We start from the raw sequence: 23125 nt of genomic DNA on the forward strand, positions 1-23125 counted from the left end.
AGTGACATAGATGGCCATTAAAGCTGAAGAAATCAGTGCTTTATTACGCTCTCAAATTGAAAACTATGAGTCTGAAATGTCAGTTACCGACGTTGGTACAGTTATCCAAGTCGGGGATGGTATTGCATTAGCTCATGGCTTGAATGACGTTATGGCTGGTGAACTTTTAGAGTTTCATACTGGCGTTTTAGGTTTGGCACAAAACTTAGAAGAAAATAACGTAGGTATCGTCATTTTAGGACCTGCAGAAGGTATTAAAGAAGGCGATGAAGTTAAGCGTACTGGACGTATCATGGAAGTACCAGTAGGCGAAGAATTAATCGGACGTGTTGTGAATCCTTTAGGACAACCAATAGATGGACAAGGTCCAATTAACACTTCTAAAACACGCCCTGTAGAATCACCTGCAACAGGTGTTATGGATCGTAAATCAGTAGATGAACCTCTACAAACTGGTATTAAAGCGATTGACGCATTAGTACCAATTGGACGTGGACAACGTGAGTTAATCATCGGTGACCGTCAAACAGGTAAAACTACTGTAGCAATCGATACTATTTTAAACCAAAAAGACCAAGATATGATTTGTATATACGTAGCTATAGGTCAAAAAGAATCTACAGTTCGTACAGCAGTTGAAACATTACGTAGACATGGTGCATTAGATTACACAATCGTTGTATCAGCATCTGCAGCTCAACCTGCTCCTTTACTGTATATTGCACCTTATTCTGGTGTAGCTATGGGTGAAGAGTTCATGTTCAATGGTAAACACGTATTAGTTGTTTATGATGATTTAACGAAACAAGCAGCAGCTTACCGTGAATTATCATTATTACTACGTCGTCCGCCAGGCCGTGAAGCTTATCCAGGTGACGTATTCTACTTACACAGTCGTTTATTAGAACGTGCTGCTAAATTGAATGATGAATTAGGTGGCGGTTCAATTACTGCATTACCTTTCGTTGAAACGCAAGCAGGTGATATCTCTGCTTACGTACCGACAAACGTTATTTCAATTACAGACGGTCAAATATTCTTACAATCAGACTTATTCTTCTCAGGTGTAAGACCAGCGATTAACGCAGGTTTATCAGTTTCACGTGTTGGTGGTTCGGCACAAATTAAAGCAATGAAGAAAGTTGCTGGTACTTTACGTTTAGACTTAGCTTCTTATCGTGAATTAGAGTCATTTGCTCAATTCGGTTCAGACTTAGATGCTGCAACTAAAGCGAAATTAGAACGTGGTAAACGTACAGTAGAAGTACTTAAACAAGATCAAAATAAACCATTATCTGTTGAACGACAAGTTGTTATCTTATACGCATTGACTAAAGGTCATTTAGATGACATTCCTGTTGTAGACATTACAAGATTTGAAGATGAATTCTTAAATTGGATCGATTCTAATGCTAGCGATTTATATAAAGAAATTCGCGAAACAAAACAATTACCATCTGATGATAAATTTGTTTCTGCTATCGAAGGATTCAAAAAAGTATTTAATAAATCTCAAGTAGAGTAATATTAAGCTTTAAATAAAAGGTGGTGAAATTGTGGCTTCACTTAGAGAAATCAAAGGAAGAATCACTTCTACGCAAAGTACGAGTCAAATTACAAAAGCAATGAACATGGTTTCTAATTCTAAATTACGTAGAGCTGAAGAAAACGCAAGTGCATTTGAACCTTATATGAATAAAATGCAAGATGCAATAACAGCTATTGCTTCTAAAAGTTCGGATGTATCTCATCCGATGCTTAAAAAACGAGAAGTAAAACGTTCAGGTTATTTAGTGATAACTTCTGACAAAGGATTAGCAGGACCATATAGTGCAAATATATTAAAAAATTTAGTAAATGATATTAAAGAAAAACATAACAACAACCCAGATGAATATGCAATTGTTGTAGTAGGTCGTGTAGGTCGAGATTTCTTGAAGAACAGAGATTATAATGTTGTTGAAGAATATACGGGATTACCAGATCAACCTACTTTTAAAGATGTTCAAGCTTTAACTGAAAAAGCAGTAGACTTATTCAACGAAGAATTCTACGATGAACTGACTTTATACTATAGTCACTTTGTAAGTGTTCTTGAGCAACAAGTTAGGTCTAAAAGGATACTACCTTTATCTGATGAAGATACAGGAAAAGGTTCAAGCTTAATGGCTGGCTACGAATTCGAACCAGATAAAGAAACTATTTTAGAAGTTATATTACCACAATATGCTATTAGTTTAATCTATGGTGCTGTATTAGACGGTAAAGCAAGTGAGCATGCTTCTAGAATGACGGCTATGAAAAATGCTACAGACAATGCTTCTGAATTAATTGACGAATTATCAATACAATATAACAGAGCTAGACAAGCTGCAATTACTCAACAAATTACTGAGATTGTAGGCGGAGCAGCTGCACTAGAATAAGATTAGGAGGAATTTACATGGGATTAGGCCGAGTAACGCAAATTACAGGGCCAGTTATTGACGTACGTTTCCCACATGGTGAATTGCCGGAACTTAATAATGCTTTGACAATAAAAGTAGACCGTCCCGACGGTAACACTTTTAATTTAGCATTAGAAGTTGCATTACACCTTGGTGATGATGTTGTACGTACAATAGCTATGGCATCAACTGATGGTGTGAAACGTGGTCAAGAAGTAGTAGACACTGGTAAAGCTATTTCAGTACCGGTTGGAGATGCTACATTAGGTCGTGTGTTTAATGTTTTAGGTGAAAAAATTGATTTAGGTGAAGAGCTTGATGAAAGTGTTCGTCGTGACCCTATTCATCGTTTAGCTCCTAAGTTTGAAGATTTATCTACAAAAGTAGAAATTCTTGAAACTGGAATTAAAGTAGTAGACTTATTAGCGCCATATATTAAAGGTGGTAAAATCGGTCTATTCGGTGGTGCCGGTGTAGGTAAAACAGTTCTTATTCAAGAATTAATTAATAACATTGCTCAAGAGCATGGTGGTATTTCTGTATTCGCAGGTGTAGGTGAACGTACACGTGAAGGTAACGACTTATACTATGAAATGAGCGATTCAGGCGTTATTAAGAAAACGGCAATGGTCTTTGGACAAATGAACGAACCACCAGGTGCTCGTGCTAGAGTTGCATTATCAGGTTTAACTATGGCTGAATACTTCCGTGATGAACAAGGACAAGATGTATTATTATTCATTGATAACATCTTCCGCTTTACTCAAGCAGGTTCTGAAGTTTCTGCATTGTTAGGTCGTATGCCTTCAGCAGTTGGTTATCAACCAACTCTTGCTACTGAGATGGGACAATTACAAGAACGTATTACATCTACTAATAAAGGATCAGTTACATCTATTCAAGCGGTATTCGTACCAGCCGATGACTATACTGACCCAGCGCCAGCTACTGCTTTCGCTCACTTAGATGCAACTACAAACCTTGAGCGTAAATTGACAGAAATGGGTATATACCCAGCGGTTGATCCTTTGGCTTCAACGTCGCGTGCCTTAACACCTGAAATTGTTGGTGACGAGCATTATGACGTTGCACGTCGTGTTCAACAGACTTTACAAAAGTATAGAGAATTACAAGATATCATAGCTATCCTTGGTATGGATGAATTATCAGATGATGATAAGAAAACAGTTGAACGTGCTCGTCGTATTCAATTCTTCTTATCTCAAAACTTCCATGTAGCAGAACAATTTACTGGCCAAAAAGGATCATATGTACCAGTTAGTCAAACTGTACAAGATTTCAAAGCAATACTAGAGGGACAATATGACCATATACCAGAAGATGCTTTCCGTTTAGTCGGTGGTATCGAAGCAGTTCTTGAAAATGCTAAAAACATGGGTGTAGAGGTCTAATACTAATTAGGAGGAATGGAAAATGAATACATTTACCTTAGATGTTGTCACTCCTAATGGATCTGTTTACTCAGCAAAAGATGTTGAACTTGTTGTTTTACATACTGAAACTGGAGAAATGGGTGTAATGGCTGGCCATATTCCAACTGTTGCAGCATTAAAAACAGGATATGTTAAAGTAAACAAAGCAAGTGGTACAGAGTATTTAGCTGTTTCCGAAGGATTTGTTGAAGTAAGAACTGATAAAGTTACTGTTCTAGTTCAGTCAGCTGAAACAGCTGAGGATATAGATAAAGAACGTGCGATTAATTCTAAAGAACGTGCAGAAGAACGATTACATAGTAATCGTGATGATGTTGATTATAGACGTGCTGAACGCGCGTTAAGTCGTGCAATTAATCGAATTGAAGTGGCTAAATTTAGATAATTATACAGGCTGAGACAAAAATATATGTCTCAGCCTAATTTATTATAATGGCAGTAGCTGACTGGACTGAAAATACGCTTATATCAAAGTTATTTCAATTCTGGTCATCTTTGCCGGGATGGGACTATGAAATATTTTAGGAAAATGAAATATCTGTCCCACTCCCTTTGTTCTAGTGAAAGGATTGAGAGTATGGAATATTATGGTCAATTAGGTATTATAGGATTAATTCTTCATGTTGTATGTGTATGTTTAGCTTTTTGGGCGTTACAAGGCGTTAGGTTAGAGCAAATTTTCAAGAAAAATCATATAGCGCAAGCTCAAACATTTATAATCATTTTAGCTGTTTTATTAGGTACAAGTCTGAGTCGTTTTATTTTAGATATCCTCCAATATTCGTTACAATTAAAATTACTTTTCTAAAAATTACAAGAAAATACATAAATGTATGTAAAAAGAACAAAAAAGTAGTATAATGTTTTGGTGAATGTTTATGATTAATTAAAAGTGTGTATTTAATATATATATACTTTTGTAAATTAAATAATAGTGATGTATTTGTGGAGGACAATTATATGGATAAAATCGTCGTAAAAGGCGGGAAACGTCTAGAAGGAACAGTTGTTGTAGAAGGGGCTAAAAACGCAGTTCTACCTATATTGACAGCTACACTTTTACCGTCTGAAGGTCAAAGCGTTTTAACGAATGTACCAAAGTTAAGTGATGTTGATACAATAAATAACGTATTAACACATTTAAATGCAGAAATAGAATATGAGGCAGATAATAATACTGTAAAGGTTGATTCATCTAATCCTTTAAAAATAGAGGCACCTTATGAATATGTAAGCAAAATGAGAGCAAGCATATTAGTAATGGGTCCATTATTAGCAAGAGAAGGTCATGCTAGAGTTGCTTTACCGGGAGGTTGTGCAATTGGATCAAGACCAATTGAACAACATTTAAAGGGCTTCGAAGCATTGGGTGCTGAAATAGAATTACATAATGGATTTATAGAAGCAACTACACCTAATGGTTTAAAAGGCAGTAAAATTTATTTAGATTTCCCAAGCGTTGGTGCTACTCAAAATATTATGATGGCAGCTGTATTAGCAGACGGAAAAACTGAAATACAAAACGTTGCTAGAGAACCGGAAATAGTTGACTTAGCTAATTATTTAAATGAAATGGGCGCTCAAGTACATGGAGCAGGTACGGATACAATTAAAATAATTGGAGTCGATCATTTAGTAGGTGCGGAGCATTCTATTATTCCTGATAGAATTGAAGCTGGTACATTTATGATTGCTGGTGCTATTACAAGAGGTAATATAAATGTAATCGGAGCAATAAGAGAACATATGTCAAGCTTAGTTTCGAAACTAGAAGAAGCTGGTGTTCAAATAACAGAAATTAAAGATGGCTTAAATATTCAAGTGCCTGGTGAAATTAAAGCTATCGATGTTAAAACGATGCCACATCCTGGTTTCCCGACGGATATGCAATCTCAAATTATGGCGTTGTTATTAACTGCTAACGGAACAAGTAAAATAACTGAAACTGTCTTTGAAAATAGATTCATGCATGTTGAAGAATTTAAACGTATGAATGCTGATATATTTATTAACGGTAGAAGTGCTATGATTACGGGACATGATGACTTACAAGGTGCAGATGTAAAAGCAACAGACTTAAGAGCAGGTGCAGCACTTATACTTGCTGGACTAGTATCTGATGGTTATACAAATGTTACAGAACTTAAACATTTAGATAGAGGTTATGTTGATTTTCATGGTAAACTAAAAACATTAGGTGCAGATGTAGAACGCATTAATGATGAAGGCAAGTTAAAAGATAAAGCGAGGGTTTAGTATGGCTGAAACACAATCATCGAGAACTGACGAAAAAAATAGAAAGTCGCCATTTAAAAGGTTTAAAGAAAAAATTCAAACGAGTAGAGTTGAAACGATTCAAGGTATTGAAGTTGAACATCGTGTGATACCGTTATGGATGAAATTACTTATATTGCTAATTTTAATGGTCTTGCTATTTGTTGTCGGGACTATGATTGGTTATGGCATTTTGCATAATCCATTTGGTGTATTTAAACCTGAAACTTGGCAGCACATCTTTGAATTAACAGGAAGGAGTTCATGATGGAAGAAATTATTTACGATTATAATGAAATTAAAAAAATAATACCTCATCGTTATCCATTTTTATTATTAGATAAAATTGTAGAATTAGAAGATGGTAAACGTTGTGTTGGTATTAAGCAAGTATCTGGGAATGAGCCTTTCTTCCAAGGTCATTTTCCTGATTATGCCGTAATGCCTGGCGTACTAATCGTTGAAGCTTTAGCACAAACAGGTGCAGTAGCAATGTTACGATTAGAAGAAAACCAAGGTAAGTTAGCTATGTTTGCAGGAATCGATAAGTGTCGATTTAAGAGACAAGTAGTGCCTGGTGACACGCTAAGATTAGAAGTAGAAATCAATAGAATTAAAGGTCCAATAGGAAAAGGTACTGCTAAAGCAACAGTAGATGGAGAAGTTGCATGTAGTTGTGAAATTAGCTTTGCACTTGTGGATCAAAAATAAAAATTATATAGATGTATAAAGCCACACCATTGAACGTTCAATGGTGTGGCTTTATTTGTTGTAAATAGTCGAGAGTTTTTATATCACTCTTTATTATATATTACTTTTTTCATCTTTTAATTTTGGTTTAGATTGCATAAGTCGATTAAATGAAGTTTTAAGTTCTTCACCTGTTAATCCTTCTTCTATTAATTGTTCTAGTAATCGTTCAGCATAAACTTGTCTTAAAGTATAAATATGACATTCAAATACTACTGAAATTTTTTCATCTAATTGCTCTATATATTTTATAGTCGCATCAAATAATGCAGGGTCATTAGATGGTCTTGTAATAACGACGCGTGTGTCTAATAATTTTTGAGTGTCATGATATTCTTTCATTTGTTCATAATGAATATCAGAGATTAAAATTTCTAATAACCAACCTGTTCCACTATTTTCTTTATTTATAATAATACCATCTAACAATTCATATTCTGTAATCTGTTCATCATTTACGATTTGAAAGCGAACTGCTTTAAATGTTTTCATAAACATCCCCCTTAAATGTTAAAACTACGAATGTTTAACTTTGTGTTCTATTATAAAGCACTTTTTAAGTAAATAACAATATTCTAAGGATATTGTTGAAAATTATGATTGTAAATATAAAAAAATGGATTTTGACGTAAAAATGTTGATTCCTTATATTAAAAATATAAGGAGGTGAAAGATATGCTTAATAAATCTGTTTTAGTTGGGAGGTTAACTAAAGACCCTGCCTATTTTAAGAAAGGTGACACTATCATTTCTACATTTTGTTTAGCCGTTGAAAGGGGTTATAAATCTAAAGAAGGTAATATGGTTGTTGACTTTATTGTGTGCAAAGCTTTTGGGAAATTAGCATATAATATTCATCAATATACCAAGAAAGGTCAATTAATAGCTTTAACAGGCCAAATACAAACACGTGTATATATTAAAGATGATAAAAAGCAATATATTACTGAAATTATTTGTGAAACGATAAAGTTTTTAAATATGCCTTCAACAAATAGGAAAGGTGTCCCTCAATCTAAAGAAGAGATAAGTGATTTAATAAGTGAAAGTGCTGACACTTATTCAGAAGAACTATCTGTTAGAATGAGCGATGAAAGAAATACAGCTGAACAAAAGGCCAAAGAGAACGAACAAGATAACTTGTCGCAAGATGAAGTTTATAAACAGTATAATAAAATGATTGAAATTATACATGATGAAACAGACACATCTGAACAACCACAAACCTCGAATAAATCTATGGTAGTAAAATCATAGATTCATTCTAATTCCTCTATTAATAAAAATAGTCTTCCAAAACTAAAATACTCTCGATTCTATATTCCAATGTGTCAAGAATATAAATAACCAGACGCTTATTAAATTGTTCAAATTATTGGACGTTTAATTACTTCCTACAAACTTATTCTAAAATTTGTGGGAAGTATTTTATATTTTATAAGTAGTTTATATATGACTTAAGAGTTTAATTATAATTGTGTAACCAATTACAGTGGTGTTACAAATTGCACTTTAATTAATTTTACACAACTTAAAAGAATACTTTCATGAAAGTTCTGAAGAAAGTATAAAGCTGTAAAATATTCTTGAGATTTATGTAATACAATTGTAATAATTGGCTGTGTTTTTTCATATGGTTGTAACCTATGTCATCAAATTTAATGATATAGTTTATAAAGTAAAAATCATAAATAAAGAGATAACCTTACAGGAGGAAATATTCAATCATGAAAAAATTATTAGCAGTTTCAACAGCAGCAGTTGCAGTTACGACAGGGGTAACAGCTACAGCTGATGCAGCAACTCATACAGTAAAATCGGGAGACACTTTATTTGAGATCTCTAAACAATACGGAACAACAGTTGACGCACTTAAAGCGGACAATGGTTTAAATTCAAACTTAATCTTACCTAACCAAGTAATAAAAGTTAATGAAGCGAAAGCAGAAAATACTGAAGCGACTACAGAATACACTGTAGTTTCAGGAGATACTTTAGGGAAAATTGCATCTAAATATGATGTAACAGTATCTCAATTGAAAGCATGGAACAACTTAAATTCAGATCTAATTGTTGTTGGTCAAACTTTATCATTACAAGCACCAGCACAATCAGCTGAACCAGCAACAGCTCCAGTAGCTCAACAAGCTCCGGTTCAACAAACTGAAACACAAGTTGAAGCACCAGCTTACCAAGCTAACTATCAAGCACCAACACAATCATACAAAGCACCAGCTCAACCAACATATAATAAAGTTCAAACTTCACAAACTTCATATAAAGCGCCAGCTCAATCGGCTAGCACTGGTGGATCTACTAAAGCTCAATTCTTAGCTGCAGGTGGAACTGAAGCAATGTGGAATACAATTGTATTACCAGAATCAAGTGGTAATCCAAATGCGGTAAGCCCTAATGGTTACCAAGGTTTAGGTCAAACTAAAGAATCATGGGGAACTGGTTCTGTAGCTACACAAACTAAAGGTATGTTAAACTATGCGAAACAACGTTATGGTTCTGTTGACGCAGCAATAGCTTTCCGTGCTCAAAACAATTGGTGGTAAGCTAAAAGCTTAATTTTCAAGTTATATAAATAATATTAATTCAATCGTCTAGGAAATATCCTAGGCGATTTTTTATATTTTACTAATGTTGTTTAATTTGACCATTATAAATGTATTTGATAATCTTAAAGTAATTGAATAAAGGAATGACTACTAGGGGCGCCTATAGGCTGAGATGAATTCGTTCAGTCCCTTATACCTGATTTGGATAATGCCAACGTAGGAAAGTGGTCAATTAACGTATACTCTACTTTTAATTGACTTCTTTTTATACGAAAGAAGTCATTTTTTTATTTAAAAAATTATTAGGAGAGATAACATGCGTTTTTCTGAGCAGTTACAACAAAAAGTAGAACCAATTATTGAAGAAATATATAATGATGGATTCATTCAAGGGTTTGTAAATGATGATATTTCAGCAGAAGCTGTAAAGCATTATTTAAAAGCGGATGCCAGATATTTAAATGAATTTGCTAAAGTCTATGCGCTATTAATTCCTAAAATAGACTCTAAAGAAGAGTTGAAATTTTTATTAGAACAAATAGAATTCGCTTCTTCAGGGGAAGTAGGAGCTCATCAAATATTAGCGGATTATATCGGTGAAGATTATCATGAAGTAATAAAAGATGGGGCATGGTATCCTACTGCAGATCACTATATTAAGCATATGTATTATAATGCGTACGCACATGAAAATGTTGCTTATACTGTAGCAGCTATGGCACCATGTCCATATGTATATAGAAGGATAGCTCAACTAGCTATTGAGAGAAATAATTTTTCGTCTAATCATAAGTTACAAGAATGGTTTAAATTTTACTATAAAGGTATGGATGAACTAATGGACGTACTAGACAACTGGCTCGATACTTTTAGTGAAAATGCATCTAAAGCAGAAATAGAACTAGTCGAAAGAAATTTTTTAGAAAGCACTGTTCATGAACGCAATTTCTTCAACATGTCGTATATTCAAGAAAAATGGGAATTTGAGGAGAGATAAATATGAAAAAACCAAACATTGCGTTATCGATTGCTGGTACCGACCCAACAGGCGGAGCAGGTATCATGGCAGATTTAAAATCATTTCAAGCGTCAGGAGTATATGGAATGGCAGTTCCAACTAGTATCGTTTCTCAAAATACTTTAGGTGTACAAGATGTCTACCATTTACCTATAGAAGTACTTGAATCTCAATTGAAAAGTGTATTCGATGATGAAACGCCAGATGCAATAAAAACGGGCATGATTGCATCAGAAGAAATGATGGAAACAATCAAACCTTATATTGAACAAGCTAATAAACCTTATGTCATTGATCCTGTAATGGTCGCTAAAAGTGGAGATTCACTGATGGATGATAAAGGTAAAAATAAATTAAAATCTATATTATTACCATTAGCTACTGTGGTAACGCCAAATATACCAGAAGCTGAAGATATAACAGGGTATAAAATTCAAACAGAAGAACAAATCAAAAAAGCTGGAGAATTTTTCTTAAATGAAGTTGGTTCTAAAGGTGTTGTCATTAAAGGCGGTCATTTAGAAGGTGATGCTATTGATTATTTATTTACACAAGAGGGTATAAGAAGTTGGAAGAGTGAAAGATTTGATACGCAACACACACATGGGACTGGTTGTACATTTAGCGCAGTGATTACAGCAGAATTAGCTAAAGGACATACGATAGAAGAAGCGGTTAATACAGCTAAGAGATTTATTACTTTAGCAATTAAGTACACGCCAGAAATAGGAAAAGGTAGAGGACCAGTAAATCATTTCGCATATCAAAAAGTAGAGGGATTGGATTATGAGTAAACTACAAAATATTCGAGAAACAGGACCACTCGTAGTATGTTATACAAACGATGTTGTAAAAAACTTTACAGCGAACGGTTTAATATCGCTAGGAGCAAGTCCAGCTATGAGTGAAGAACCAGAAGAAGCGGAAGAATTTTCCAAAGTAGCAAGCGCCTTTTTAGTAAATATAGGTACAATTACAACTGATAAAGCATATGATATGAAAGAATATGCGAAAATAATGCATGATAACGGAGTGCCCGTTGTACTAGACCCAGTTGCAGTTGGAGCATCCACAATTAGAAAGACATTCTGCCAAACACTTCTTAACGATCAAGTAGTTGATGTAATAAGAGGTAACGCATCAGAAATATTAGCTTTAGTTGACGAAGAAACAACTATGAAAGGCACAGATAGTGATGATTCGTTAGACGTAGTAAAAATTGCTAAAAAAGCGCATAAACAATTGAATTTACCGATTATATTAACAGGAAAAACAGATGTTATTGCATGTAATAATCAATATTTAGAATTAAATAATGGTAGTGAAATGCTGACAAAAATTACTGGTGGAGGATGTTTACTAGGTGCTGTAGTGGGTGCTTTTCTTGCAAATGAAAAACAAATTACAGTAGATTTATTAGGAGAAGCATTATCAACGTATAATATCGCTAGCGAAATTGCGAGTGAACAATCCGGCGCGCATTTACCAGGTACATTCAAAGTTGCATTTATTGATCAATTGAATGCAATAACGGATGAAATTGTTAAGCAAAAACAGAAAGTGAAAGAAGTGAAATAATGTTTAAACAAGAATTGCTAAAAGTTTATTTTATAGCAGGCAGCCAAGACGTCCCTAACAAAAATTTATATACTGTTCTTGAGGAAGCATTAAAATCAGGTATTACAATGTTTCAATATCGAGAAAAAGGACCTAATAGTAAAACAGGCAAAGACAAAGAAACATTAGCGAAACAATTATTTGAACTATGTAAAAAATATAATGTACCGTTCATAGTAAATGACGATGTCGATTTAGCCTTAAAAATAAATGCTGATGGTATCCATGTTGGACAAGACGATAAAAATGTATCGTTATTTAAAGATAAGTTTGAAAATAAAATCATTGGATTAAGCGTTGCTAATAAAGAAGAATATAATTTATCAGATATTTCACTTGTTGATTATATAGGTACAGGTCCTATACATTCAACGCTTTCTAAAAGTGATGCAGGTGAAGAGGGTGGTTATGACCTCATTTCTAACTTAAGAAGATATGATGAAAATATACCAATTGTTGCTATTGGAGGTATAACAGAAGCTGACGTCATACCTTTGATAAACGCTGGTGCGGATGGGGTTAGCATTATTTCAGCTATAGCAAAAAGTACAAATATTGAACAAACTGTGAAGGGCTTTCATAATCAATATAAAAAAGTACTATAAATTTAAGATATTGATTTATGTTGAATAGAAACTATGGTAGAATAACCTTTATGTGAGTATATCAATAGAGGTGGAAAAATGAAGAAAAAAGCTTTATGGCCATTATTATTCGGTGTAATGGTTGTGCTAGCTGGGTGTGATTATTCTAAACCTGAGAATAGAGATGGATTCTTTTATAATACATTTGTTAAACCAATGGACAATTTAATTCATTGGCTCGGTGCTAACTTAGATCACAACTATGGACTAGCAATTATAATTATTACGTTAATCGTGCGTTTAGTCTTATTCCCATTCATGATGAAAACGTATAAAAATCAAAAATTAATGCGTGAAAAAATGAAATTAGCTAAACCTGAAATGGAAAAAATTCAGGAAAGAGTTAAACGTGCTAGAACTCAAGAAGAAAAAATGGAAGCCAATCAAGATATGATGGCACTATACAAAAAGCACGGTATTAACCCAATGAACATGGGTTGTTTACCAATTGTTATTCAAATGCCTATCGTAATGGGCTTGTTCTATGTATTGAAGTTCCCAACTGAAGGTGGAATTACAGAATATCCACAATTCCTATGGTTCAACTTAACGCAACCAGATATCTTCATTACTATAATTGCAGGTATCATTTATGCATTACAAGCATTTGTTTCTATGAAATACGCTAATGTACCTGATGAACAAAAGAATATGATGAGAATGATGATGTTCATTTCTCCAATCATGATTATTTGGATGTCATACATTTCAGCTTCAGCATTAGGTTTATACTGGGCTGTCGGTGGTGCTTTCCTAGTTGTTCAAACTTGGTTAGGTAATGTCTTCTATAACAGTAAAGTTGAAGAAGAAATGAAACCAATCATTGAAGCGCACGAAAAAAACCAACAAGAAGCTAACAATGATAAGAAACCAGCTAAGCTCGTTTCAAATAAAAAGAAAAAGAAATAAGTCAGGGTAACAACAATCCTGTAAAATAGAAAAAGCGGAAATTCTTTTAAATAAGAATTTCCGCTTTTTTTGTTGTATAAGTTGCAAGACAAGGTCCACGTGCAACATTCTAGTGTTCTAAGTTGCAAGACAAGGCCCACGTGCAACATACCGGCGTTCTAAGTTGCAAGACGAGGCACACGTGCAACATACCGGCGTTCTAAGTTGCAAGACGAGGTCCATGTGCAACATTCGACGACACTATATTCCGACATTCCATTCTTCGAAAAATTGTTCTAAAAACATTAGCATAAATTTATGTCTATCTTCTGCGATTTCTTTTCCTCTAACTGTATTCATTTGGTCTTTAAGTAATAATAATTTTTCATAAAAGTGATTAATCGCAGTATTAGGCTCATTATGATATTGATCTGCTGTTATCGTATTTAAATCTCTAGGTTTTGAATCTGTAATATGCATAGGTTCATTAAAATGACCTGCAAATTGAAATGTTCGAGCAATACCTATAGCACCTAAAGCGTCTATTCTGTCCGCATCTTGTACAACTTTACCAGCTAAACTATTAAGCTTACCTTTATTTTTGCCGCCTTTATAGCTGATGTATTTTAAAATATGAATGATTTCTTTTTGTATTTCAGTTGAAAGTTGTACTTTGTTCATCCATACGTATAAATTATCCCAAGCTTTATTTGCGTCTTTAAATAATTTTCTATCTACAGAATCATGTAGCAAACTTGCTAATTCTACTATGAAAGTATCTATTTTTTCATGTTTAGCTATATCTAAAGCGAGATGCCTCACTCTCATAATGTGTTCAAAATCATGACCTGTTGTATCCTCTTTGTGTAATGAACGGACATGACGTTCAGCCTCTTTTATAATCCATTGTTTATCCATATCATTTTCTCCTTAAAAAAGTCCGGGACATAAATAATTGTCCCGGACTGTATATTATATTGGTAAAGGTGATTAAGTGGGACTACGAAATCTTTTTCACAAAATAAGATTTTTGTCTCACTCTCATATTGTTTAAAGAAGTGGTGTTAGCAATCGAGCTAAACCTTCTTTAAGTTTTATCCATGTACTTCTACTATCATATTTTTCAATAGTTAATGTTGAAGAATGTTTCATATCGTTTTGATATGCTAATCTTGATGATTCAGCTATTTCCTCATCATAAATGAATGCATTGACTTCAAAGTTTAATACGAAGCTTCTGTTATCCATATTAGCCGTACCGATACTTACAATTTCGTCGTCTATAACGACCATTTTTGAATGAATGAAACCTTTCTCATATATATGAACATTAACGCCGGCTTTTATTAATTCACCAACATTAGCGTAAGTAGCCCAATAAACAAAAGGATGATCTGGTTTATTAGGTACCATGACGTTCACATCTACACCAGATAATGCAGCTATTTTCACAGCGTCCAAGAATGATGAATCAGGTATAAAATATGGTGTTTGAATATAGATATTTTTTTTAGCTTCTGAAATCATTTTAAGATAACCATATTTGATTTGTTCCCAGTCTTCGTCGGGACCACTGGAAGCAATTTGCACACCAACTTTACCTCCAGATTCAACATCTGGGAAGTATCTTGATTCATAACGCATTTTGTCACGTGTTGATTGAGAGTTCCAATCCATCATAAATCTAAGTTGTAAGGCATTAACAGAGTCGCCTTCTAATCGTAAATGCGTGTCTCTCCAATAACCGAACTTTTTATCTAGTCCTAAATATTCATCGCCAACATTAAATCCACCAACATAACCAACTTCGCCATCAATCACTACGATTTTTCTATGATTACGGTTGTTCATTCTAAAGTTAATGAGAGGTAATTTAGAAGGGAAGAAACTTGCCACTTCTCCGCCAATTTCTCTAAACTTTTTGAATGATGAAAGGTTAAGTTTACGTGAGCCCATATCATCATATAACATTTTGACTTCTAAGCCTTCGTGTAATTTCTTCTCGAGTTCGTTTAATATTTTTTTACCTAGATTGTCTTTTCTAAAAATATAATACTGAATATGTATGTAATGTTTAGCATTTCTAATATCTTCGATTAATGCATCGAATTTATCATTGCCATCAGTAAAAATTTTCACTTTATTATCAGTTGTTAAAAAGGCTGAATTATTGTATAAAAGCATATGAATTAAATGTTTATAATTCGCGATTTCTGGTTTATCTACTTCGAAATTATTTTCATCAATTGCTTTAAGTTGTTCATTAACAATATGTTCTAAACCTATTTTATCTTGTTCATCTAAATTAAAGATGCTTTTATTCTGAATTTGTCTACCAAATAATAAGTATAAAAAGAAACCGAGTAATGGTACGAATAATAATACTAACAACCATGCCCAAATTGCGCTCGCTTCTCTACGTTCTAGGAATATGATAACAAATCCAAATACAACGTTTAATATAAATGCCAATACCAATAGCACTGATATAATAAGAGAAAAATCAAATGAAAAATTTGGTACAAAATTCATATCAATGCCTCCATTTCTGTATCTTTAAACTAGTATAATACATTTAAAATAAAAATGGAAAGGTTGTATTTGACCATTTTCATATATATACATATAATTAAACAAAATAGGTATATATATAAATCAATGTAAATAAATAAAAATATGATTAGGAGATGTTCATAATGAAAGAACGTATCATAGATGTTGAAGGAATGAGTTGTGCTCATTGTAAACAAGCTGTAGAAGAATCAGTAGGGCAATTAATTGGTGTTAAAGAAGTTGTAGCAAGCCCTGAAGATAATCAAGTGCGTGTTGTATTTGAAGATCCAGCAAGCATAGATAATATTGAAAATGCAATTTTTGATGCAGGATATGAAGTTATTTAAGATATAAATGTTAAAATTTTAGTATAAATTAACAAAATATATAGAAAAATAACAAAATAGTCCATTTGAAGTATAGTCAAATACTATATAATAATGTAAAATGATAATAAGATATTTAATTTGAATAAGAGGTGGTACCCATGAAACAACCTAAGTCAAAGGTAAAGAATGTGGTCAAACTTTTATCATCATTAGGCGTAAACATAACAGAAACAAAGTCTCGCATTGAGATTATGCGCAGTTTACCAAACGTAGCTACAAATAAATTGAAATAATTGTTCAGTAGATTGTGTATAAATTGAGTTTGGAATAAATATCTCCAATCTCAAATAAGAAAGGATTTATTCATTAGGTTTTTATCTAATGAATAAATCCTTTTTTTATTTATCTTCTTTGACAACTGCAAATTTATCTTTTTCATGATAATAAATTGATAGGATAATACCTATGCCGGCCATAAGCGACCATAGTGAAGATCCGCCGTAACTAATAAACGGTAAAGGTATACCTGTAATAGGTAACAACTGTATCGTCATACCAATATTTTGTACAACATGGAATAGTACAAATGTTAAATAACCAATGATGAAAATAGCATTGAACGGATGCGAAGTAGTCGTTGCCAGTTTTATGAGATGGAAGAATAACATTAAAAATATTATAAGCACCGCTATTGTTCCAATAAAACCAAACTCTTCACCAATTATAGAGAAAATAAAATCGGTATGGTTTTCTGGTATATATACTTCGCCGTTATTCAGTCCTTTACCGAATATTTGGCCGGAACCGATTGCTTTTAAAGATTCTGTTAAATGATACCCGTCTCCAGAACTATATGTGTATGGATCTAACCAAGAATTAATACGTCCAAATTGATAAGTTTGAACGCCTGAAACTTTTTCAATGATACTTGGCTTATAAATCATTAGCAAAATAACACTAGATCCAAAAGCAAATAATGCTATAAACACTGGAGCCAAAATTCGCCACGTAACGCCTGATACGATAATAACACCTAAAATAATCGCTATTAAAACTAAAGTCGTCCCTAAATCGTTTTGGAACAAGATTAATCCCATTGGAACGAGAGAAGTTAAGAAGATTTTGAATAATAAATTAAAATCTCTTGTTATTGATTTATTATATGTAAACCTATTATGTTGATAAACAACATTTGCTAACACCAATATTAATATAATTTTCATAAACTCGGATGGTTGAACACTTATTGGTCCAAGTCTGTACCAACTTTTAGCGCCATTAATAATCGGTGTAAAACTTGATTCAGGTGACACTAATAAACCAACTAAAGACAGGTTACCTAAGATGTAAACAATCCATACATATTTACGTATTGTTTTTGGCGATATAAATATTAAAATTATGGCCAAAATAAAGCCCATGGCATAATACAAAACTTGTTTTAACAAAAAGTTTGTTCCATATTGTCCACTAGACATTGCTGAATTGATAATTAAACAGCTTGTTGCAAATAGAAGAAGGACGATAAATATTAATCGCCAATCGATTCTTTGAATAAATGACTTATTTAATGTACGAGTAGAAGTTTCCATTAATATACTCCTTTAATTAACGCTAAATTACATATTTTCCATTATAACTCGATTGTACATAAGATGGTACAATTTTGCCATTTTCAAGAAGTTAATTTTTAAATTAAAGATGTAGAAAGGTGCAACAATCATTAAAAACATGATAAAATGTAGTCTACTAATTTACATGGGGGCGTCTTAATGTCTAAAGAAAATATATGTATCATTTATGGTGGGAAAAGCGCAGAACATGATGTATCTATTCTCACAGCACAAAATGTGATAAATGCAGTAGATTTAAATAAATATAACGTAGATATTATTTACATAACAAATGATGGTGATTGGATAAAAGGAGCAGAGTCCATCGATTATAAAATTGAAGATATTGAAAAGCTACGTCTTCAATCTGAAGAATTAACACCTATCTCAAGACTATTAGAACAAAGTAATCACGGTGAACCGTATAATGCGGTATTCCCATTATTACATGGACCTAATGGTGAAGACGGTACAATACAAGGTTTATTCGAAGTCTTAGATATACCTTATGTTGGAAACGGGGTACTAGCTGCGTCTAGTAGTATGGATAAATTAGTGATGAAACATTTATTTGCACATAGAGGATTACCTCAGTTACCATATGTCAGCTTTTTAAAAAGTGAATATGAAAAGTATGAACATAATATTATTGAACTTATACAAAACAAATTAGAATACCCAGTGTTCGTTAAACCAGCTAACTTAGGTTCAAGTGTTGGTATAAGTAAGTGTGCAAATAAAGAAGAATTACTTGAAGGCATTAAAGAAGCTTTTCAATTCGATCGTAAACTTGTTATTGAGCAAGGTGTTGACGCGAGAGAAATAGAAGTTGCAGTATTGGGAAATGATTATCCTGAAACAACTTTACCTGGTGAAGTTGTAAAAGAAGTTCAATTCTACGATTATAAATCTAAATATCAGGATGGGAAGGCAAAACTTCAAATTCCTGCTGATATAGATGATGAAACTGCAACTACTCTACGTAATATGGCAATAGAAGCTTTCAAAGCAACTGATTGTTCTGGTTTAGCAAGAGCAGACTTCTTCTTAACAGAAGATAACACTATATATATAAATGAAACAAATGCAATGCCAGGCTTCACACAGTATAGTATGTATCCATTATTATGGGAAAACATGAATCTTAGCTATACTGAATTAATTACAAAGTTAATTGAACTTGCTATTGAGAGATATAATAGTAAAAAAGAAATTAAATACAAAATTGACTGAGGGTTATACGTATGAAATTTAAATTAAGTAAAATAAAAGATTGGATAGATTGCGAAATTCAAGATGAATTTTTAGACACATATGTCGACGGTACTTGTATTGACTCTAGAAGCTTAACAAAAGGACAATTGTTCATTCCATTTAAAGGAGAAAACGTTGATGGACATCGTTTTGTTAAACAAGCTTTAGCTGATGGAGCAGGTGCTGCCTTTTGGCAAAAAGACATACCAAATCCACCTGAAGGTCCGATTATTCAAGTAGAAGATACTTTAAAAGCTCTTCAAGATTTAGCTAAAGCGTATTTAAAATATGTGAATCCAAAAGTTGTTGCTATAACTGGTTCAAATGGTAAGACAACAACTAAAGATATGGTAGAAAGTGTACTTCGTCAAAACTTCAAAGTAAAAAAAACACAAGGTAATTATAATAATGAAATTGGTTGCCCGCTTACGATATTGGATTTAGATGAAGACACTGAAGTTTCTATATTAGAAATGGGTATGAGCGGCTTTGGAGAAATAAGAGAATTAACGAAAATTGCACAACCAGATATTGCAATAATCACAAATATTGGCGAATCACATATGCAAGATTTAGGATCTAGAGAAGGAATAGCAAAAGCTAAATTCGAAATCGCTGAAGGTTTAAATGACAATGGCATCTTGATTTACGATGGTGATGAACCGTTACTTCAACCATTAGTTGCAGAATTAGATAAGTCATCAATTTCTGTTGGTCTCAATGATCAAAATAAAGTTAAAATATATACGAACCAAACTTCAAGTAGTGGTATTAACTTTAATTTGAATAATGAACATATTGTCTATCATTTAAATATATTAGGTGCACATAACGTGAAAAATGCAACATATGCTATTCAAGTCGCTAAGCAGTTAGGTGTAACTGATGATGTTATACAAAATGCACTTGCAGATTTAACGATTACAGACATGAGAATGCAACAAATTGATACATCTCAATATGGTTTATTTATAAACGATGCTTATAATGCTAGTCCTACGAGCATGAAAGCAGCAATTGATACACTTCATAATATAGAACAAAAAGATAAAACAATTGTTTTGGCAGATGTATTAGAATTAGGTTCTATCAGTAAAGATATGCATGAACAAGTGGGATTATATTTTGAAGGTAAAGATATTCAAAGACTTTTAACTTATGGACAAGAAGCGGCGCATATTTATAATAAGGCACAAGGCTTTGTAACTGATGCTCGTCATTTTGAAAACAAAGAAGATATAAAAACATATTTAAGCAAACATTTAAATTCTGATTCTGTCACTTTATTTAAAGGTTCGAGAGGAATGTCACTTGAAACGATTATTGATGAACTAAAATGAAATTAGGCATACTTTTTTTACATGGGTACACAGGTGGCAGATACGAATTATTACCATTGATTGAGTATTTAAGTGAACGCTATGATTTCATGCTAGAAGCACCAGAATATCCAGGACATGGTTCACTTCTATTATTAAAAGGAACAGACGAAGATATGTGGTTCGAAAAAGCGAAACAATCATACGAGCTGCTAAGTAAAAAAGTAGATAAAATTGTTATAGTAGGCTTTTCTATGGGAGGAATCATTGCAGGGTTACTTGCTAAAATACATCCTCCAGACAAATTAGTTTTGATAGCGCCAGCTTATGAGAATGTTAATATTAAATATTTAGCTAAAAATCCATATAGATTTATTAATAACATGAGATACGCTGATGTTAAAATTTTAGAAATGATTCTCCTAAGAACAATTAGAATTAATTTTGAATCCTTTCTATCGTTTAAGAAATTACAACAAAGAGCTTTATATATACCAGAACAAATAGTTTCACCAACTTTAATTATACATGGTACAATAGATGGACTAGTACCAATTGAAAAATCTCGTCAATTAGTTAAAAGAATGAAACATGCTAAATTGGTAGAAGTTGATAGAGGACCACATGAAATTTGTATATCAAAAGTTAATAAAACTGTTTTTTATGAAGTTGAAAAATTTATATTTAAAAATAAAAAAATATTTTAAAACTGGGCTAAACCCTTTTTTAGCGCAGTTTTTTTGCATTTTAATTAGTGAAAATTAAATGTAAACTACAGTTTTATCAGATTGCGCTATTGTAAAAAGGGTGGTAGTATATAGAAGTTGAATAAAAAAGACGAGAGAATTAACTATATAAAAGGAGAATTATTTTGCAAAAATTTAAAGAATTAGGTATTTCCGAAGCTACCTTAAACGCTTTGGACGGAATGGGATTTACTGAACCAACACCTATTCAAGTGGAGAGTATTCCACATACATTAAATGGTACAGATGTGTTAGGTCAAGCACAAACTGGTACAGGTAAAACAGGTGCTTTTGGTATTCCATTAATAGATAAAGTAGCCGACAAACAAGGCGTACAAGCATTAATACTTGCACCGACGCGTGAATTAGCAATGCAAGTAGCAGAACAATTACGTACCTTTAGTAAAGGTCAAAACGTAAATGTTATCACTGTATTTGGTGGTATGCCAATCGATAGACAAATTAAATCATTGAAAAAAGGACCTCAAATTGTAGTAGGTACTCCTGGACGTGTTATTGACCACTTAAATAGAAAAACGTTAAAAACAGATTCTATTACCACTTTAATATTAGATGAAGCAGATGAAATGATGAACATGGGCTTTATAGATGATATGAGATTTATAATGTCTAAACTTCCAAGTGAAAATCGTCAAACATTACTATTCTCTGCTACTATGCCTAAAGCAATTCAAGAATTAGTACAAAAATTCATGAAGAGCCCTAAAATCGTTAAGACGATGTCAAACGAACTTTCTGATCCTCAAATTGATGAATATTATACTATTGTTAAAGAACTTGAGAAGTTCGAAACTTTCACAAACTTACTAGACGTACAAAATCCAGAATTAGCAATTGTATTTGGCCGTACAAAGAGACGTGTAGATGAATTAACAAGTGCTTTAATCACTAAAGGTTATCGTGCTGAAGGTTTACACGGAGATATTACACAAGCTAAACGTTTAGAAGTATTGAAAAAATTCAAAAATGACCAAATTGATATTCTAGTTGCTACTGATGTAGCGGCACGTGGATTAGATATTTCTGGCGTAAGTCATGTTTATAACTTTGATATTCCTCAAGATACTGAAAGCTATACTCACCGTATTGGTCGTACAGGTAGAGCAGGTAAAAAAGGCGCTGCAGTAACATTTGTTAACCCAATTGAAATGGATTATATCCGTCAAATTGAAAAAGCAAACAAACGTCAAATGACTGCTTTACGTCCACCAACACCAGGTGAAGTAATGAAAGCAAAAGAATCAGATGTTAAAGATAAAGTTAAAAAATGGGTAGAAAACCCAATTGAAGGCCGTATCGAAAAAATTGCTGAAGAATTAATCAGTGAATACGGTAATCAAAAATTAGTAGCAGCTTTATTACAAGAATTAATTAAATCTAATGATGAGGCTGACGTACAATTAACATTTGAGAAACCATTATCTAAAAAATCAGGTTACAAAGGTAAACAAGGCAACCGCAGTGGTGGCGGTAGTCGTGGTAAATCTAGAACTAGATTTGATGGCAAAAACAAACGTCGTAGCAATGATAAAAACAATAATTTTGATCGTAATAAAGGTAAAAATAATAAACCTAGTAAACCACGTTCAAAAAAACAATTCTCAGGTAGAACATTCGCTGAGCATTCAAAATAA

At 33.0% G+C, this 23125-nt stretch carries 25 protein-coding genes and 1 riboswitch; of the genes, 21 read left to right on the forward strand and 4 right to left on the reverse strand.

Features of this window, described 5'->3' with window-relative positions:
• Positions 1-10: 10 nt before the first annotated feature.
• The 8 genes from atpA to fabZ all read left to right on the forward strand — a co-directional run bounded on the left by atpA (position 11) and on the right by fabZ (position 6886).
• Entirely contained in the window at positions 11-1525 is a 1515-nt protein-coding gene (gene atpA, locus LQ688_RS07175; protein ID WP_016998908.1) for a F0F1 ATP synthase subunit alpha, read from the forward strand.
• Positions 1526-1556: 31 nt separating this feature from the next.
• Positions 1557-2426 (forward strand): ATP synthase F1 subunit gamma, encoded by an 870-nt coding sequence (gene atpG, locus LQ688_RS07180; RefSeq protein ID WP_016998909.1) that lies wholly within the window; start codon positions 1557-1559, stop codon positions 2424-2426.
• Between the two features lie 17 nt (positions 2427-2443).
• The gene (gene atpD, locus LQ688_RS07185; protein WP_064204155.1) at positions 2444-3859 is read left to right on the forward strand and encodes a F0F1 ATP synthase subunit beta; all 1416 of its coding nucleotides are present in this window, start codon (positions 2444-2446) and stop codon (positions 3857-3859) included.
• 22 nt (positions 3860-3881) lie between these two features.
• Complete coding sequence (locus LQ688_RS07190; protein WP_016998910.1) at positions 3882-4286, forward strand: F0F1 ATP synthase subunit epsilon; 405 nt, start codon at positions 3882-3884, stop codon at positions 4284-4286.
• Positions 4287-4478: 192 nt separating this feature from the next.
• Positions 4479-4709 carry a DUF1146 family protein gene (locus tag LQ688_RS07195; RefSeq protein WP_016998911.1) on the forward strand — a complete coding sequence of 77 codons (231 nt, stop codon included), beginning with the start codon at positions 4479-4481 and terminating at the stop codon, positions 4707-4709.
• Between the two features lie 152 nt (positions 4710-4861).
• Positions 4862-6157, forward strand: a complete 1296-nt coding sequence (murA, locus tag LQ688_RS07200) for a UDP-N-acetylglucosamine 1-carboxyvinyltransferase (protein WP_016998914.1) — start codon at positions 4862-4864, stop codon at positions 6155-6157.
• 1 nt (position 6158) lies between these two features.
• Positions 6159-6443, forward strand: coding sequence for a DNA-directed RNA polymerase subunit beta (locus LQ688_RS07205; protein ID WP_016998916.1), 285 nt, complete (start codon positions 6159-6161; stop codon positions 6441-6443).
• Positions 6443-6886, forward strand: coding sequence for a 3-hydroxyacyl-ACP dehydratase FabZ (gene fabZ / locus LQ688_RS07210; protein WP_016998917.1), 444 nt, complete (start codon positions 6443-6445; stop codon positions 6884-6886). Before LQ688_RS07205 ends, fabZ begins: the two co-directional genes overlap by 1 nt.
• Positions 6887-6979: 93 nt before the next feature.
• Here fabZ and LQ688_RS07215 read toward each other — a convergent pair whose 3' ends face one another.
• On the reverse strand, positions 6980-7417 hold the full coding sequence (locus LQ688_RS07215) for a YwpF family protein (protein ID WP_016999715.1): 438 nt from the start codon (positions 7415-7417) through the stop codon (positions 6980-6982).
• A 183-nt stretch (positions 7418-7600) separates the two neighbouring features.
• Between LQ688_RS07215 and LQ688_RS07220 the strand changes: the two genes are divergently transcribed.
• The 7 genes from LQ688_RS07220 (at position 7601) to yidC (ending at position 13677) form a co-directional block, all read left to right on the forward strand.
• Entirely contained in the window at positions 7601-8182 is a 582-nt protein-coding gene (locus LQ688_RS07220; RefSeq protein WP_016999714.1) for a single-stranded DNA-binding protein, read from the forward strand.
• A gap of 470 nt (positions 8183-8652) precedes the next feature.
• A complete protein-coding gene (locus LQ688_RS14115) occupies positions 8653-9486 on the forward strand; it encodes a LysM peptidoglycan-binding domain-containing protein (RefSeq protein ID WP_135031103.1) in 834 nt (277 codons plus the stop codon).
• A 145-nt stretch (positions 9487-9631) separates the two neighbouring features.
• Positions 9632-9729: riboswitch (TPP riboswitch) on the forward strand.
• Positions 9730-9805: 76 nt separating this feature from the next.
• On the forward strand, positions 9806-10486 hold the full coding sequence (gene tenA, locus LQ688_RS07230; RefSeq protein WP_135031102.1) for a thiaminase II: 681 nt from the start codon (positions 9806-9808) through the stop codon (positions 10484-10486).
• A 2-nt stretch (positions 10487-10488) separates the two neighbouring features.
• Entirely contained in the window at positions 10489-11301 is an 813-nt protein-coding gene (gene thiD / locus LQ688_RS07235; RefSeq protein ID WP_103268929.1) for a bifunctional hydroxymethylpyrimidine kinase/phosphomethylpyrimidine kinase, read from the forward strand.
• Positions 11294-12085, forward strand: a complete 792-nt coding sequence (gene thiM / locus LQ688_RS07240) for a hydroxyethylthiazole kinase (RefSeq protein WP_135031101.1) — start codon at positions 11294-11296, stop codon at positions 12083-12085. The genes thiD and thiM overlap by 8 nt, the downstream gene beginning before the upstream one ends.
• Positions 12085-12729, forward strand: coding sequence for a thiamine phosphate synthase (gene thiE / locus LQ688_RS07245; RefSeq protein WP_135031212.1), 645 nt, complete (start codon positions 12085-12087; stop codon positions 12727-12729). Before thiM ends, thiE begins: the two co-directional genes overlap by 1 nt.
• A 78-nt stretch (positions 12730-12807) precedes the next feature.
• On the forward strand, positions 12808-13677 hold the full coding sequence (gene yidC / locus LQ688_RS07250) for a membrane protein insertase YidC (protein WP_016999708.1): 870 nt from the start codon (positions 12808-12810) through the stop codon (positions 13675-13677).
• Between the two features lie 240 nt (positions 13678-13917).
• Here yidC and LQ688_RS07255 read toward each other — a convergent pair whose 3' ends face one another.
• Positions 13918-14574 carry an HD domain-containing protein gene (locus tag LQ688_RS07255; protein WP_239752705.1) on the reverse strand — a complete coding sequence of 219 codons (657 nt, stop codon included), beginning with the start codon at positions 14572-14574 and terminating at the stop codon, positions 13918-13920.
• Between the two features lie 132 nt (positions 14575-14706).
• Positions 14707-16188, reverse strand: coding sequence for a cardiolipin synthase (cls, locus tag LQ688_RS07260; RefSeq protein ID WP_135021137.1), 1482 nt, complete (start codon positions 16186-16188; stop codon positions 14707-14709).
• A 164-nt stretch (positions 16189-16352) separates the two neighbouring features.
• Between cls and LQ688_RS07265 the strand changes: the two genes are divergently transcribed.
• Positions 16353-16556 (forward strand): copper ion binding protein, encoded by a 204-nt coding sequence (locus LQ688_RS07265; RefSeq protein WP_016999705.1) that lies wholly within the window; start codon positions 16353-16355, stop codon positions 16554-16556.
• A gap of 140 nt (positions 16557-16696) precedes the next feature.
• The gene (locus tag LQ688_RS07270; RefSeq protein WP_016999704.1) at positions 16697-16831 is read left to right on the forward strand and encodes an Lmo0850 family protein; all 135 of its coding nucleotides are present in this window, start codon (positions 16697-16699) and stop codon (positions 16829-16831) included.
• Positions 16832-16936: 105 nt separating this feature from the next.
• Here the strand turns inward: LQ688_RS07270 and LQ688_RS07275 are convergent, their stop codons facing one another.
• Positions 16937-18130, reverse strand: a complete 1194-nt coding sequence (locus tag LQ688_RS07275; protein WP_135021140.1) for an FtsW/RodA/SpoVE family cell cycle protein — start codon at positions 18128-18130, stop codon at positions 16937-16939.
• Between the two features lie 180 nt (positions 18131-18310).
• Between LQ688_RS07275 and LQ688_RS07280 the strand changes: the two genes are divergently transcribed.
• The 4 genes from LQ688_RS07280 to cshA all read left to right on the forward strand — a co-directional run bounded on the left by LQ688_RS07280 (position 18311) and on the right by cshA (position 23125).
• Positions 18311-19384 (forward strand): D-alanine--D-alanine ligase, encoded by a 1074-nt coding sequence (locus LQ688_RS07280; protein WP_239706014.1) that lies wholly within the window; start codon positions 18311-18313, stop codon positions 19382-19384.
• 11 nt (positions 19385-19395) lie between these two features.
• The gene (locus tag LQ688_RS07285; protein WP_103268923.1) at positions 19396-20745 is read left to right on the forward strand and encodes a UDP-N-acetylmuramoyl-tripeptide--D-alanyl-D-alanine ligase; all 1350 of its coding nucleotides are present in this window, start codon (positions 19396-19398) and stop codon (positions 20743-20745) included.
• Positions 20742-21431, forward strand: coding sequence for an alpha/beta hydrolase (locus tag LQ688_RS07290; protein ID WP_016999700.1), 690 nt, complete (start codon positions 20742-20744; stop codon positions 21429-21431). Before LQ688_RS07285 ends, LQ688_RS07290 begins: the two co-directional genes overlap by 4 nt.
• 164 nt (positions 21432-21595) lie before the next feature.
• Positions 21596-23125, forward strand: coding sequence for a degradosome RNA helicase CshA (gene cshA / locus LQ688_RS07295; protein ID WP_064210827.1), 1530 nt, complete (start codon positions 21596-21598; stop codon positions 23123-23125).

Source organism: Mammaliicoccus sp. J-M40 (assembly GCF_022386395.1).
Classification (GTDB): Bacteria; Bacillota; Bacilli; order Staphylococcales; family Staphylococcaceae; genus Mammaliicoccus; species Mammaliicoccus lentus.